The following is a 13,937-nucleotide window of genomic DNA, read 5'->3' as shown; positions in this document are numbered from 1 at the left end:
TGCCGTGAAGTCGCGAGGACGGCGATCGCCAACCTGGACATCGACAAGCTGTGAGAGCCCTGGCTGTCCGCCCGGGTCAACTCAGCTTGGCGGCCTGGGCCTTGATGACCGCGGCCGGGATGTCGTACGCGGCGACGTCGCTGTCGCCGGAGAACGCGGCCAGGCTGATCGAGTAGTACGTGGCGACGGTACTGCCGTGTCGGACGACCTCGCCGTGCACCACGACCTTGTCGCCGTCCGCGTCCCCGGTCACGGCGAACGCCAGCGACTCGTCACCCGTCCCGGAGGCCTTCTCCTTCTCGACCTTCGTGAACTTCTGCGTGTCACCGTCGGCCGTGGCCGTGAACCCGCCACCGCACCCGGCGATCGCCTCGGACACGGACGACAGCGTCTTCTTCGCGCCGTCACCCTCGTAGGAGGAGAGGGAGACGATCGTCAGGGTCTGCCCGAGCGCGTCGGTGATCCCCTTCATCGCCTCGTCGAGCTCCTCCTCGGTCATGTCCTCCATGCTCTTGGTGGAGGACGCGCTCGGCTTCGCGGCCACCTCCGTCGCCTGCCGGTTGATGTACGCCGCCGAGTCCCCGGGAGCGAACCCGGTGAGCACATAGGCGATCGGCGCGCACTTCTCGTCGACGACCTTCACGTCGTCCTTCGACGAGGCGAACTGCTGCGACCTGTCGGCCGCCGCGACCTTGTACCCGTCGACGTCCGCCGTGGCGATGATCAGCTTCTCCAACTCGCCACCGCTGAGAGCCTTCGCGGCAGCCGTCTCCGACGCCTTCGCTCCGGCACCCTTGTCGTCGTCGGAGCCCGACCCGCCACAGCCCGTCAGCAGGGCGAGCGAGAGGGCGGAGGTCACGACGGTGACGGCGGCGCGGGGCAGGGCGGATCTCTTCATCTTCTGGGAGGTTCCTTCGGTGGGCAGGCAGGGGGAACCGCAGGTCCCGGCGCATGAGGCGAACCAGGGACCTTGAGGTGAAGCAGCGGTGAAGCAGGACTATGAACTCAAGGTCAAAGAAACGTCAAGTCCTCAACGATCTACGGGGCCAACTTGCGCCGACCTGCCCGGACTTGTCCCCCGGGGCGGCCGTGCGACTGCCCCCTGGTCGGGGCTCGGCGGGCAAGGGCGAGGCAAAGACCGGCCAGAAGTGATCGACTCGTGATCGTGGGCCCGGTTGTGGGAGCGGTAACGCCCTGATCAGCGCATTCGTTGCCAGTGATCGCTGGCGGAGTGTGAGCAGACCGTGAAAGCGCGTTACCCGCGGGTACCCAAACCGGCCGCCCCGGAATACCCTCCCCCCATGACGGACTCGACGGACACGACGGACACGCAGGCTCCGGTGCAGACCGGCACCAACCCCCTCGCCCCCGCCCCCGCGGGTGCCCGCACCGCCGCCGACGTGGTGACGCCCGAGCTGGTGGCCCAGCTCACCCGGGGGGTGGTCGGTTCCGGTCGTACGGCCAACCACACGCCGTTCACCGGCGAGAAGCTGGCCGATCTGCCGGAGTCCACGCCCGAGGACGTCGCAACGGCCTTCGAGCGGGCGCGTGCGGCGCAGGTCGCCTGGGGTGCGACCCCGGTGCGACAGCGTGCCGCCGTGCTGCTCCGCTTCCACGACCTGGTGCTCGCCCGGCAGGCCGAGGTGCTCGACCTGATCCAGCTGGAGACCGGCAAGGCGCGGCTGCACGCGCACGAGGAAGTCCAGGCCGTCGCCGTCGCCGCCCGGCACTACGGCCGCAAGGCCCCCGCGTACCTGCGGCCCAAGCGGCACGCCGGCGCCATGCCCACGCTCACGCGCGTCACCGAGCTGCGCCACCCGCGCGGCGTCGTCGGCCAGATCGCGCCCTGGAACTACCCCCTCGAACTCTCCGTCGGCGACGCACTGCCCGCCTTCGTCGCGGGCAACGCCGTCGTCATGAAGCCGGACACCGAGACCTGCCTCACCGCCCTGTGGGCGCGCGACCTGCTCATCGAGGCCGGGCTGCCCGCCGAGGTCTTCCAGGTCGTCCTCGGTGACGGTCCGGTCGTCGGGCCCGAGGTCGTCAAGCACGCCGACTACGTCTCCTTCACCGGGTCGACGCGGACCGGGCGCGAGGTCGCGCAGGGTGCCGCCGCCCGGCTCGTGGGCGTCTCGCTCGAACTCGGCGGCAAGAACGCCATGGTGGTCCTGGAGGACGCCGACGTGGACAAGGCGGCCGCCGGCGCTGTGCGTGCCTGCTTCTCCTCCGCCGGTCAACTCTGCATCTCCATCGAGCGGTTGTACGTCCACGAGTCGATCGCCGACGTGTTCGCGGAACGGTTCGCCGCCCGCACCAAGGCGATGCGGCTCGGCACGTCCCTCGCGTACGGCGCCGACATGGGCTCGCTGGTGGGCGACCGGCAGCTGGAGACCGTGACCCGGCACGTGGAGGAGGCGGTGGCGAAGGGCGCCAAGGTGGTGGCCGGAGGCGTCCCCCGGCCGGACATCGGGCCGTACTTCTTCGAGCCCACCATCCTCGACGGAGTCGAGGCCCCCATGGCCGTCTGCACCGAGGAGACCTTCGGACCCGTCGTCTCCCTCTACCGGTTCAAGAACGAGGACGAGGCCGTCGAGCTCGTCAACTCCACGCCGTACGGCCTCAATTCGTCCGTCTGGACGAAGGACGGGCGGCGCGGGAGGGCGGTCGCGGCGCGGCTTCGCACGGGAACGGTGAACGTCAACGAGGGCTACGCGCCCGCGTACGGCAGCGTCCAGTCGCCCATGGGCGGCATGAAGGACTCCGGCCTCGGCCGCCGTCACGGCTCCGAGGGCATCCTCAAGTACACCGAGGCCCAGACCGTCGCCCAGCAGCGGCTGCTGCCGATGGCGCCGTCGCTCGGCATGGACGACGAGAAGTACGCGGAGTTCATGAGCCGGAGCCTCAGGCTGATGAAGGCCGTCCGCTTCCGCTAGACCCCACTCGTTCTCAACACCTCACCCGTTCTCAATGAGGAGAGCAGCACGTGTCACAGGAGAACTCTGTCCAAGAGCAGGATGAGCACGAGAGTGCGTACGACTACGACGTCGTAGTCGTCGGCTCCGGCTTCGGCGGTTCCGTCACGGCCCTCCGGCTCACCGAAAAGGGCTACCGGGTAGGGGTGTTGGAGGCGGGCCGCCGCTTCACCCGCGACTCGCTGCCCAAGAACTCCTGGGACATCAAGAACTACCTCTGGGCGCCCAAGCTCGGGATGTACGGCATCCAGCGCATCCATCTGCTGGGCAACGTGATGGTGCTGGCGGGGGCCGGGGTCGGCGGCGGCTCCCTCAACTACGCCAACACCCTCTACGTACCCCCGAAGCCGTTCTTCGAGGACGCGCAGTGGAAGGACATCACCGACTGGGAAGCGGAGTTGAAGCCGTACTACGACCAGGCCCGGCGCATGCTCGGGGTACGGCTCAACCCGACGATGACCCCGTCGGACGTCCATCTCAAGGCGGCCGCCCAACGGATGGGCGTCGGCGACACCTTCCACATGGCGCCGGTCGGCGTCTTCTTCGGGGACGGTGAGGACGCCGACGGCACTTCGAAGGCGGGGCCCGGCCGGGAAGTGGCAGACCCCTACTTCGGCGGCGCAGGCCCCGCCCGCAAGGCCTGCACCGAGTGCGGCGAGTGCATGACCGGCTGCCGCCACGGCGCGAAGAACACCCTCAACGAGAACTATCTCCACCTCGCAGAGAAGGCGGGAGCGGTCGTCCACCCGATGACGACCGTCGTGTCCGTCACCGACGACTCACGCGGCGGGTACGCCGTCCAGACCCTCCCCACCGACGAGAGGAAGAAGGGCCGGGGCCGCACCTTCACGGCCCGCCGGGTCGTCCTCGCCGCCGGCACGTACGGCACCCAGACCCTGCTGCACCGGATGAAGTCCGGCGGACAACTCCCTTATGTATCGGCCAGGTTGGGTGAGCTGACCCGGACCAACTCCGAGGCCCTGGTGGGCGCGCAGACCGACCGCCGCCGCTACCGGAAGGCGACCGGGGAGACCACCGTCGACTTCACCCGCGGAGTCGCCATCACGTCCTCGATCCACCCCGACGAGAACACCCACATCGAACCGGTCCGCTACGGCAGGGGATCGAACTCGATGGGCGGCCTCTCCATCCTCCAAGTCCCTTACGCGGAGGGCTCGTCAAGAGTCGCGGGATGGCTGGTCAACGCCGTCAGGCACCCCATGCTGGTGGTCCGCTCGCTCTCCAACCGCCGCTGGTCCGAGCGCACCATCATCGGCCTGGTGATGCAGTCCCTGGACAACTCCCTGACCACGTTCCTGAAGCCGAAGGGCGCCGGCAAGGGCCTGCTGACCGCCCGCCAGGGCCACGGCGCGCCCAACCCCAAGCAGATCAGGGCCGCCTCGGAGGCCGCGTCCGCCATCGCCGCCGAGATCAACGGCTTCGCCGGCAGCAACGTGGGCGAGCTGATGGGCACACCGCTCACGGCGCACTTCCTCGGCGGCTGCCCGATCGGCGCCAGTGCGCAGGACGGCGTCATCGACCCGTACCACCGGCTGTACGGCCACCCCGGTATCTCCGTCGTCGACGGCGCCGCGGTCTCCGCGAACCTCGGCGTCAACCCGTCGCTCACCATCACCGCCCAGGCCGAGCGCGCGATGTCGTACTGGCCCAACAAGGGGGAGACGGACCCGCGCCCGGCGCCCGGCGCCGCGTACGAGCGCCTCAAGCCGGTGGAGCCGCACAGCCCCGCCGTCCCCGCGGACGCCTTCGGCGCGCTGAAGCTGCCGTTCCTGGGGATGCCCACGGTGCCGCCGAAGAAGTAACTCCCTCTCCGGACACGCGAAAGGACCTGCGCCCCCCTCCGAGCGCAGGTCCTTTCACGTGGCTGCAAAGTCGCGTTACGCGGTGGCGTCGCCCGACCTGCGGCGACGCACCACGAACACCGCACCCGCACCGGCGACGACGGCGATACCACCGACGAGACCGATGGTGGGCAGGGCGGAGGAGGAACCGGTCTCGGCGAGCGAGCCGGTGGCCTCGACGGACTTGGTGTCCTCGATCGGCTTGCTGCCACCGGTCTGCGGCTTCGCGTCACCCGGGTTGCCCGCGTCGGAACCGGCGGCCAGGATGTCGAAGAAGTAGATCCAGCCGCTCGGGTCGTTGGCGACCCAGCAACCGTCGTCGTCCGAGTACTGGGCGAAGCCGCCCGTGACGCCGATGGAGTCCGGCACCTTGCCGCTGACCTTCAGCCGCAGCTGGTACGAGGTGGACTGGCCGCCGCCGAGCGAGAACGGGGTGAACGTGCCGCCCTCGCCCGCCGCGCCCGCGACCTCCTGCCACGTGCCGGAGGTCTTGTCGAGGACCTGGACGGTGATCTGGCCGGAGTAGTCCTTCTCGTCGTCCCAGCCGATCGCCGCGACGCCGATCAGGGGCGCGATGTCCTTGATCCTGTCGTCGCCGTGGTTGCTGACGTTGAACCGGAAGTTGGTCCAGCCGCTGCCCGCGACGATGGTCTCGGGCAGGCCCGACAGGTTGCTGCTGAGGTCGTCGCTGACCTCGGTGAGGTCGTTGCCGTCCTCGTCGACACAGATGTCGGCGCCACCGTCTCCAGGAGTGCTCTCGCTCGGGCTCGGCGAGGCGGTCGCGGAAGACGACGCGCTGGCGCTGCTCTCGTCCGACGCGGGAGTGCTCTCGTCCGCGGCCGGGGTGCTCTCGTCGGCGGCGGGCGTGCTCTCGTCCGCCGCGGGGGTGCTCTCGTCGGCGGCCGGGGTGCTGTCCTCGGCCGCGGGGGTGCTCTCGTCGGCGGCGGGGGTGCTGTCCGCCGCGGCCGGGGTGCTCTCGGCCACGGTCGGCGTCTCGTCGGATGCGAACGCGGTCGGCGCCGACAGCAGGGCCAGCGGGCCTATGACGGCCGTTACGGCCGCAGCGGCCAGGGCACGGCGAAGCTTCATGAAGACCTCGGAAAGTCCGGGGTGCCACGTCGTCGCAGCACGCGAATGGAAGAGGCCGTCGCGTGTGGGGCGCGGGTGTGGCCGTTGGTTCTGCAGGTGTGACCGGCCAGGTCCGAAAAAGGTTGTCCTCTTACTGACAGAACTTTTATGTGGGCTGGGTCACATGACGTTCACGGGGTCCTTGGGACCGCTGGGGTCCGTGGGGTCCCTGGCGTTCGCGGGAGTCGCCCGACGCAAGCGAAGGGCCCCGCGGGACGGATCCGCGGGGCCCTTCTCCGTCAGCACCAGCGTCAGGGCAGCGCCGGTGCCTGGCGAGCGGCGCCGGGGGGTTGCGCCGCTGGTTCGCGTACCACCGGTGCGCCGTCGGTCGCCGCCCCGGCGCACACGGGGCGCGCGCATGGTGTCGACCATTGGCAGCCAGGCAGTGGAATGCGAGGTTCTGCTGCGGGACTTGGGGCTTTTGTCGCCGCCGGCCGAGTACCCGGCCGTGCGGTCTGTTCTTGCATCGTGCTGGAAGGGCCACGGCCTACGCAACCGTTTCGACCACCTCTGGACAGATTCCGTCGGTCGGCCCCGAGCGTCCCCGGAGCCGACCGTTCTTGAGTGACCGGGCTGCTGTCCCCTGCCGTCCGGTCACACCCTGGAGCGAGGTCCCACGACGCACGGCACGATCCGTACGTCTCATCGCCCCAGCGAAGCCACGCGTGGTTTTTTCGGGCCCGCCCCTGGCTGACACGGACATCGGGACCAACGAAGCCCGCGGCGAACGGGTCACGCGCCGTACGGGTGAGAGCGCGGCCGAACTCAGATACGACCCCGGCACAGTTCGAGCAGGATCATCGCCAGGGACGTGCCGGGCTTGCCGAGAGCGTCCCTGTAGTGGCCGAGGACCTCCATCTCGCGGGAGAGGTTCACCCGGCGCCCGCCGGATGCGATGCGGGCCTCCTGGATCACGGCGGAGACGGCCATGCGCTCCTGGAGGAGGCCGATGATGTGGTCGTCCAGGGCGTCGATCCGCTCCCGCGCACCGGTGATCACGTCCGCGGCGTCGTCGTTGCGCGCGCCGGTCCTGTCGAGTACGTCGCTCATGGTGGGGCTCCTCGTGAGGTGGGGTGGTGCGCCCCGGAGCGGCAAGGTCCGGAAAACGGCAGGCGCCCCGGGCCTTGTCGGCCCGGGGCGCCTGGGAAGTCGCTTGTCAGTTGCTCAAGCAGCACGACCATGGCAGCCGGTGGGCCGGTTGCCATAGGTAAAGACGAAGGTCTCGTGCGTGAACATGCGGCCAGTATGCCCGGGCGGACGGGCGCCTCCAAGTCGGTTCGGATGGTGAGACGCCTCGCAGGAGCTGCCTACGAGACCTCCTCCTGGGCGTCCCGGGACCTCCGTCAAGGCCCTCCGCCGTGGGATCCGACCAGGTCGCCCGCCGCACCCCGTTAGAATCGACAAAACAGACCCCTGCCCACCGCCGGAAGGCAACCCGTGTCATCAGCGACTCCCGCTGCCGCCACCCCCGACACCGTCCTGGTCGTCGACTTCGGTGCGCAGTACGCCCAGCTCATCGCCCGTCGAGTCCGCGAGGCGCGGGTCTACAGCGAGATCGTGCCGAGCACCATGCCGGTCGCGGACATGCTCGCCAAGAACCCGGCGGCGATCATCCTCTCCGGCGGCCCCTCGTCGGTGTACGCGGAGGCCGCCCCCCGCCTCGACCGCGAGATCTTCGAGGCCGGCGTCCCCGTCTTCGGCATGTGCTACGGCTTCCAGCTGATGGCCACGGCCCTCGGCGGCACCGTCGACGACAACGGCGCCCGCGAGTACGGCCGTACGCCGCTGACCGTCTCCAAGCCGGGCTCCACCCTTTTCGAGGGCACCCCGGACGAGCAGTCGGTGTGGATGTCGCACGGCGACGCCTGCTCCGCCGCCCCCGAGGGCTTCACGGTGACCGCGGCCACGGACGTCGTCCCGGTCGCGGCCTTCGAGAACGACGAGAAGAAGCTGTACGGCGTCCAGTACCACCCCGAGGTCATGCACTCCACGCACGGCCAGCAGGTGCTGGAGCACTTCCTGTACCGGGGCGCGGGCCTCAAGCCGGACTGGACGACCGGCAACGTCATCGAGGAGCAGGTCGCCGCGATCCGCGCCCAGGTCGGCGACAAGCGCGCCATCTGCGGTCTGTCGGGCGGTGTGGACTCGGCCGTCGCCGCCGCTCTCGTCCAGAAGGCCATCGGCTCGCAGCTGACCTGCGTGTATGTCGACCATGGCCTGATGCGCAAGGGCGAGACCGAGCAGGTCGAGAAGGACTTCGTCACCGCGACCGGCGCGAACCTGAAGGTCGTCGACGCGAGCGAGCGGTTCCTGAACGCGCTGGCAGGTGTGTCCGACCCGGAGACCAAGCGCAAGATCATCGGCCGGGAGTTCATCCGCGTCTTCGAGCAGGCCCAGCTGGAGATCCTTCAGGAGGACGGCCCCGAGGTCGCCTTCCTCGTCCAGGGCACCCTCTACCCCGACGTCGTCGAGTCCGGTGGCGGCACGGGCACGGCCAACATCAAGTCCCACCACAACGTGGGCGGCCTTCCCGAGGACATCGAGTTCGAGCTCGTCGAGCCGCTGCGCCAGCTGTTCAAGGACGAGGTGCGGATGGTCGGCCAGGAGCTGGGGCTCCCGGAGGAGATCGTCCAGCGCCAGCCCTTCCCCGGCCCGGGCCTCGGCATCCGGATCGTCGGCGAGGTCACCAAGGAGCGGCTCGACCTGCTCCGCGAGGCCGACGCCATCGCCCGCGAGGAGCTGACGGCCGCCGGTCTCGACCGCGACATCTGGCAGTGCCCGGTCGTGCTGCTCGCGGACGTGCGCTCCGTCGGCGTCCAGGGCGACGGCCGGACGTACGGCCACCCGATCGTCCTGCGTCCGGTCTCCTCCGAGGACGCCATGACGGCCGACTGGTCCCGTCTCCCGTACGACGTCCTCGCGAAGATCTCGACCCGGATCACCAACGAGGTCGCCGACGTCAACCGCGTCGTGCTCGACGTGACGAGCAAGCCGCCGGGCACCATCGAGTGGGAGTAGGAGCCCCCTAGGTGCGCTTGATCGTGCGCAGGGGCTCACCGGGCTTCCAGATCTCGACGACCAGGTACTTGTCGTCCTCGACGTAGGTCCGTACGACCTCCGTCAGCTCGGTGCGGAAGAGGTGGAACGGCTGCGGCGGTTCCACCTCTTTCACGTATGTCTCCTTCGCCTCGCCGTCCTCCACCCCGATCGCCCGTCCGCTGATCCGCACGTCACCGCCGCCCATCCCGGTGCCCGGCCCCGGGTTCGTCTGGAGGGCGAAACGGGGGTCGCGGTTCAGGTCGAGGGCCTTGAGCGAGCCAGGCATCATGCCGAGCCACAGCTCGCCGTCGAGGAAACGGACCTCCAGGCCGGTGGTGCGCGGGGAGCCGTCCTTGCGGAGGGTGGCCAGGACGTGATGCGTGAACGCGCCGAAACGGTCTTCGGCGATCTTCGCCAGTTCGGGTTCCGCCTCGGTGAAAGCCCCCCAGTTCGCCGCCGTGTTCGCTGCCGTATTTGCTGTCATACGGCGAGTGTGGCGCCCAATCCGGACAACCACTGTCGGGATTCTTCGGCGTTGCCGGATAACGGTTGCGCACTCTCTTCACAGGACGGCCCTGTTCTCCTGGGCTGACCGGGGGTAACTTCCGGTCCGTAACGGAAACGCCAGTGCTGGAGGCCATATGCACGGGCCCACACCGCCCCTTCCCCTGCCCACCGACCGGCTGCGGTTCGCCATGCCGCCGATGCACGAGTCGCTGGACGACGAGCGGCGGCACCGCAAAGAGCGGCTGGCGGGGGCGCTGCGGCTCTTCGGGCGGCTCGGCTTCGAGGACGGGGTCTCCGGCCACATCACCGCGCGCGACCCGGAGTACAGCGACTGTTTCTGGGTGAACCCGTTCGGCATGCCGTTCAAGCACGTCACCGTGAGTGACCTCGTGATGGCCAACCAGGACGGGCAGGTGATCGAGGGCCGCTATCACGTGAACCAGGCCGCGTTCACCGTGCACGCTCAGGTCCATGCCGCCCGGCCCGACGTCGTCGCCGTCGCCCACTGCCACTCCGTGCACGGGCGGGCTCTGTCCACGCTCGGCGACCTCCTCGACCCGATGACCCAGGAGTCCTGCGCCTTCTACGAGGACCTCGCGCTGTACGACGCGTACACCGGTGTGGCCGTCGACGCCGAGGAGGGCCGCCGGATCGCGGCCGCGCTCGACACCCACAAGGCGCTCGTCCTGCGCAACCACGGGCTGCTGACCGTCGGCGCCTCGGTGGACGCGGCGGCCTGGTGGTTCCTGTCGCTGGAGCGGTCCTGCCAGGTACAGCTGACCGCGAAGGCCGCCGGCCGCCCGATTCTCATCGACCACCGGCAGGCCGTCGCGACGCGCGAGCAGCTCGGCGGCGACCTGGTCGCATGGATCAACTACCAGCCCCTCTGGCAGGACATCAGCCGCAGCGAACCTGATCTGCTCTCCTAGGTTGCTGGTTGCTGGTTGCTGGTTGCTGGTTGCTGACGGGTGCGGGGCTAGAAGCCGCGTAGGACGGCTGCCTTCGTCGCCGCGAACTCCTCGTCCGTGAGTACGCCGTCGCGGTGCAGTTCGCCCAACTCCCGCAGGCGGCGCAGAAGTGCGTCGTGGTGGTCGGTCGCGGGCGGCAGGGCGGCCGGGTGCGGGGGCCCGTCCAGGTAGTCGCCCTGGCGGATGGACGGATGCGGCAGGCGCGCGGTGACCGCGGTGGCGACGAGGGCGGTGAGAAGGTCGCGTCGGGTGCTGCCCCACAGATCGAGGGCGTACGGGTCCTTCTCGGGCGGCAGTTTGGAGAAGGCGGTCTCGCGCGTCACGAAACGCAGGAAGCCGTCCTCGTAGCCGGAGTTGGGCAGCCACTCGACCTGCATCAGATCGCCGACGGCGATGATCCGCGGGCCCGTCGCGCGCTTGACCCGGTCCGAGGTGTCGCTCCAGTCGATCCGCACCTGGGCGCCGTCGAAGGAGACCATGCCGTCGCTGGACCGGACGGACACCGGGACGGGCGGCCCGGGGAGAAGGTACGTCTTGGTCGGCTCCTTGGGGATCTGGTCCAGGAGCAGGCCGCGGCGGATCTCCTCGGCGACGTACTCCGCGACACCGGCCCGGTCGATGTCCACCGTCAGCCGGTAGGGATCGGCCGCCTCGGGCAGCCGTCCGCCGGTCGCCTGCAGGAGCGGGTCGGCGCCCTCGCGGAGCCTGAGACGCAGGCGGCCGCGCTTGCGTTCGGGTTCGTAGACGATGCCTGACATCGCCTCCAGGGGCACGGCGATCTCGCCGTACGTCTGCCGGAACAGCGGCACCGAGCGGTGCAGCCCCGGCGTGATCCGCAGCGTGCTGCCGTCGAAGGCCCAGCTCCCGTCGCGCTGGATGATCTCGGCCATACGGAAATTCTCGCAGCCTGGTCAACACGGGGTCCGGCGCTTCACCCGCGCTGACCAGACCTGCCGGGTTCGGGACCTGTTCAGTACGGCACAATTCGCTGTCATCGCGGGGGAGTTGTCAGGCAGTTGTACGGCAGTCAGGCGTACGGAAGATCCGTACGGGAAGCCTGGCTGCCTGACTGTGCAGAGCTTGTGGCGCGGGGAAGGCGGCAGCGGACGTGGCGGTGCAGGAGGCGAGACACGGCGAGGAGCGCGGTGCCGGGCAACGGGCCGGGCAGGGCGCCGGGCCCGGTGCGGCCGGATCCGGTGCGTATGGATCCGGTACGGCCGGATCCCATACGGCCGGATCCGGTGCGCACGGAGGCGGGTGCACCTGCGGGGACTGCCCGCACGGCGCCCGCGCGGGGCACCGGCGCGCCGTCGCCGAATTCCTCGCCAAGCGCGACGAGTTCGCCTCCGGGCAGGGGCTGCCCGCCGGTGTCGCGCACTCGGTGTCCGCGTCCCGGCAGTGGGTCTCCGAGGAACTGACCCAGTCCGCGGACCTCGTCGCCGAGCGCGGGCGGCTGGAGGGCGAGGCCTGGCTCGGGCGGCTGTGGCGCTATACGGCGTGCGCCGTGTGGGGTGGCGTCGGTGCCCTGCTGCTGGTGCAGGCGCTCACCGCGATCGGCGCCGGCTGGACCGCCGCGCGGACGGCGGGGCTCCTCGCCGCGGTTGTCCTTGGCGGACTGCTCACGGGCGCGGGCTTCCTGCACCGGGCGAGGGGCGGTGTCCTCGCCCCTGTCATCGGCGAGGACAACAGGCTCTCCACCTCCCGTGCGGTGGCGGCGAGTTGGGTGCTGTTCGTGGTGTACGCCGTCCTCGTGCTGGTCGGGCAGCTCGTGGCGGCCTCGGGCCACGGGGAGCGGGACCGGCTGATCGCCGGGCTCGAACTCGCCCGCGGCGCGGGTGTGGTGACCGTCGTCGCCGTGGTGTGCGGGATCGCGGTGCTGGTGCGGCGGGTGGTGGGGCTGCGGGTGCTGGGGCAGCGGCTGCAGAAGGTACGGGCGGACCGGCCGCGCGCGGCGGACCTCCTGACGGACGACTCGGGGCGGGGCAACTTCGCCGACCTCCAGTACGTGGTCGTCGGCGCGGTCGCTCTGCTCTTCGCGGCGGTACGGCTGGCCCGGCGGCCCGAGCAGCTGCCCGATCTGCCCTGGGGACTCGCGGTGCTGGTGCTGGTGTCGGCAGGAACGTATCTCGCCGGGAAGTACGCCGAAGGCGGGCGGCCGGTGATCCTTTCCGTCGTGCGGGCCCGGGAGGCGGGGGATCTGGACGCGCCGATCCGCACCGGGGACGACATCGAGATCCGCGGCGCCGGCTTCGTGCCGCCCGGCGCGCAGAGCGCGGACCGGCTGTCCCGGATGGTCGTCCGCATCGGCACCGTCCATGTCCACGTGCCGTTGATCCCGGTGCCCGGCGGATTCAGCAACCCCACGGACGCGGTACTGACCGTGCCGGTGCCGGTTGACGTGGAGGCCGGGCGGGTGGAGGTGCAGGTGGTCACCGCGGCGGGGGTCGAGACCAATCGATGCGTGATCGATGTGACGGAGTGAGGGGGCGTCGGCTTTCGTCTTTTCAGCCCGTCCGGCGTTTGAGGACGAGGCCGTCCAGGCCGAAAGGGGGGTCTGGGGGCGCAGCCCCCAGGTACGGGACGGGTAGAGGCGGAGGGGGCGAAGGACGGTTTTGGGGATCACCCGGCGCCGGGTGACCGGACGGGCCGGAGGGGGACAAAGTCAGGAAAACGGGCCCCCGGAGATTGAGCGGGGTCCAACCGTCGTACGTATGGTCTGTTAAGGGGTCAACGGCACGCGGGCGAGAGGCGGCGGAGGGCGATGGCTCACGGTACTCGGATGGATACCCCCACCCCCTATCTCGACGGCGGCCGGGACTGGCGGGACACCGCGACCCGCTACGCCCTGCTGCCCTTGAGGGTCTTCCTCGGCGTCACCTTCATCTACGCGGGGCTGGACAAGCTCACGGACAGCGCGTTCATGAAGGACAGCGGCGCCGGATCGATCGGCGAGATGATGCGCAACGTCCGCGGCTCCTCGGCGATCCCGGCCCTCGTCGACCTGGCGCTGAAGAACCCCGTCGGCTTCGGCTATGCCATCGCCCTCGGTGAGCTGGCCGTCGGCATCGGCACCCTGATCGGGCTGCTGGCCCGACTCGCCGCCCTGGGTGGTGCGTTCATCTCGCTGAGCCTGTGGCTGACCGTGAGCTGGGCCTCCGATCCGTACTACTACGGGAACGACCTCGCCTATCTGATGGCCTGGCTGCCCCTGGTCCTCGCCGGCGCGTCGGTCTTCTCCCTGGACGCGTCCCTGCGCGCGAGGCGCAGGCAGCGCGCCGGGGGCTATCGCTGAGCCGTTCGGCAGGGCTTCGGCCGGATGCTCAGGGCTCCGGCTGGACCTCGGGATCCGGCCTGTCCCTCGGGATCCGGCCTGTCCCACACGGCTCAGGCCGCGCTTCCTCAGGTCCCGGCCGGTTTCACACGGCTCAAGCCGGTTCCTCAAGCCCCGGCCGGTTCCTCAC

11 protein-coding genes are annotated in these 13,937 nt (G+C 70.2%); 6 read left to right on the top strand and 5 right to left on the bottom strand.

Annotated elements, in window-relative coordinates:
• Positions 1 to 76: 76 nt before the first annotated feature.
• The gene (locus tag ACN6LB_RS23610; RefSeq protein ID WP_445027665.1) at positions 77 to 898 is read right to left on the bottom strand and encodes a hypothetical protein; all 822 of its coding nucleotides are present in this window, start codon (positions 896 to 898) and stop codon (positions 77 to 79) included.
• 403 nt (positions 899 to 1,301) lie between these two features.
• Here ACN6LB_RS23610 and ACN6LB_RS23605 point away from each other — a divergent pair, with 403 nt between their 5' ends.
• Both ACN6LB_RS23605 and ACN6LB_RS23600 read left to right on the top strand, forming a co-directional pair.
• On the top strand, positions 1,302 to 2,933 hold the full coding sequence (locus ACN6LB_RS23605; RefSeq protein WP_445027664.1) for a succinic semialdehyde dehydrogenase: 1,632 nt from the start codon (positions 1,302 to 1,304) through the stop codon (positions 2,931 to 2,933).
• 50 nt (positions 2,934 to 2,983) lie between these two features.
• On the top strand, positions 2,984 to 4,795 hold the full coding sequence (locus ACN6LB_RS23600) for a GMC oxidoreductase (protein WP_445027663.1): 1,812 nt from the start codon (positions 2,984 to 2,986) through the stop codon (positions 4,793 to 4,795).
• Between the two features lie 75 nt (positions 4,796 to 4,870).
• Here the strand turns inward: ACN6LB_RS23600 and ACN6LB_RS23595 are convergent, their stop codons facing one another.
• Positions 4,871 to 5,923, bottom strand: a complete 1,053-nt coding sequence (locus tag ACN6LB_RS23595; RefSeq protein WP_445027662.1) for an LPXTG cell wall anchor domain-containing protein — start codon at positions 5,921 to 5,923, stop codon at positions 4,871 to 4,873.
• An 804-nt stretch (positions 5,924 to 6,727) separates the two neighbouring features.
• Positions 6,728 to 7,012, bottom strand: coding sequence for a chorismate mutase (locus ACN6LB_RS23590; protein WP_445027661.1), 285 nt, complete (start codon positions 7,010 to 7,012; stop codon positions 6,728 to 6,730).
• 387 nt (positions 7,013 to 7,399) lie between these two features.
• Here ACN6LB_RS23590 and guaA point away from each other — a divergent pair, with 387 nt between their 5' ends.
• Positions 7,400 to 8,980, top strand: a complete 1,581-nt coding sequence (gene guaA, locus ACN6LB_RS23585) for a glutamine-hydrolyzing GMP synthase (protein WP_445027660.1) — start codon at positions 7,400 to 7,402, stop codon at positions 8,978 to 8,980.
• A gap of 7 nt (positions 8,981 to 8,987) precedes the next feature.
• On the opposite strand, the gene ACN6LB_RS23580 is transcribed toward guaA, so the two are convergent.
• Positions 8,988 to 9,485 carry a pyridoxamine 5'-phosphate oxidase family protein gene (locus ACN6LB_RS23580; protein ID WP_445027659.1) on the bottom strand — a complete coding sequence of 166 codons (498 nt, stop codon included), beginning with the start codon at positions 9,483 to 9,485 and terminating at the stop codon, positions 8,988 to 8,990.
• 157 nt (positions 9,486 to 9,642) lie between these two features.
• Between ACN6LB_RS23580 and ACN6LB_RS23575 the strand changes: the two genes are divergently transcribed.
• Positions 9,643 to 10,437 carry a class II aldolase/adducin family protein gene (locus ACN6LB_RS23575; protein ID WP_356131607.1) on the top strand — a complete coding sequence of 265 codons (795 nt, stop codon included), beginning with the start codon at positions 9,643 to 9,645 and terminating at the stop codon, positions 10,435 to 10,437.
• A 47-nt stretch (positions 10,438 to 10,484) separates the two neighbouring features.
• Here ACN6LB_RS23575 and ACN6LB_RS23570 read toward each other — a convergent pair whose 3' ends face one another.
• A complete protein-coding gene (locus ACN6LB_RS23570) occupies positions 10,485 to 11,366 on the bottom strand; it encodes a DUF4429 domain-containing protein (protein ID WP_445027658.1) in 882 nt (293 codons plus the stop codon).
• Between the two features lie 218 nt (positions 11,367 to 11,584).
• On the opposite strand from ACN6LB_RS23570, the gene ACN6LB_RS23565 reads away from it, so the two are divergent.
• Both ACN6LB_RS23565 and ACN6LB_RS23560 read left to right on the top strand, forming a co-directional pair.
• Positions 11,585 to 12,958: a hypothetical protein gene (locus tag ACN6LB_RS23565; RefSeq protein ID WP_445027657.1), complete on the top strand. Its 1,374-nt coding sequence runs from the start codon at positions 11,585 to 11,587 to the stop codon at positions 12,956 to 12,958.
• 279 nt (positions 12,959 to 13,237) lie between these two features.
• On the top strand, positions 13,238 to 13,768 hold the full coding sequence (locus ACN6LB_RS23560) for a DoxX family protein (RefSeq protein WP_445027656.1): 531 nt from the start codon (positions 13,238 to 13,240) through the stop codon (positions 13,766 to 13,768).
• The last annotated feature ends 169 nt before the right edge of the window (positions 13,769 to 13,937 follow it).

The sequence above is a fragment of the Streptomyces sp. SAS_270 genome (assembly GCF_052543295.1).
The sequence above is the reverse complement of the archived record's forward strand: the minus strand, read 5'-3'. Positions and strand labels throughout refer to the sequence as shown.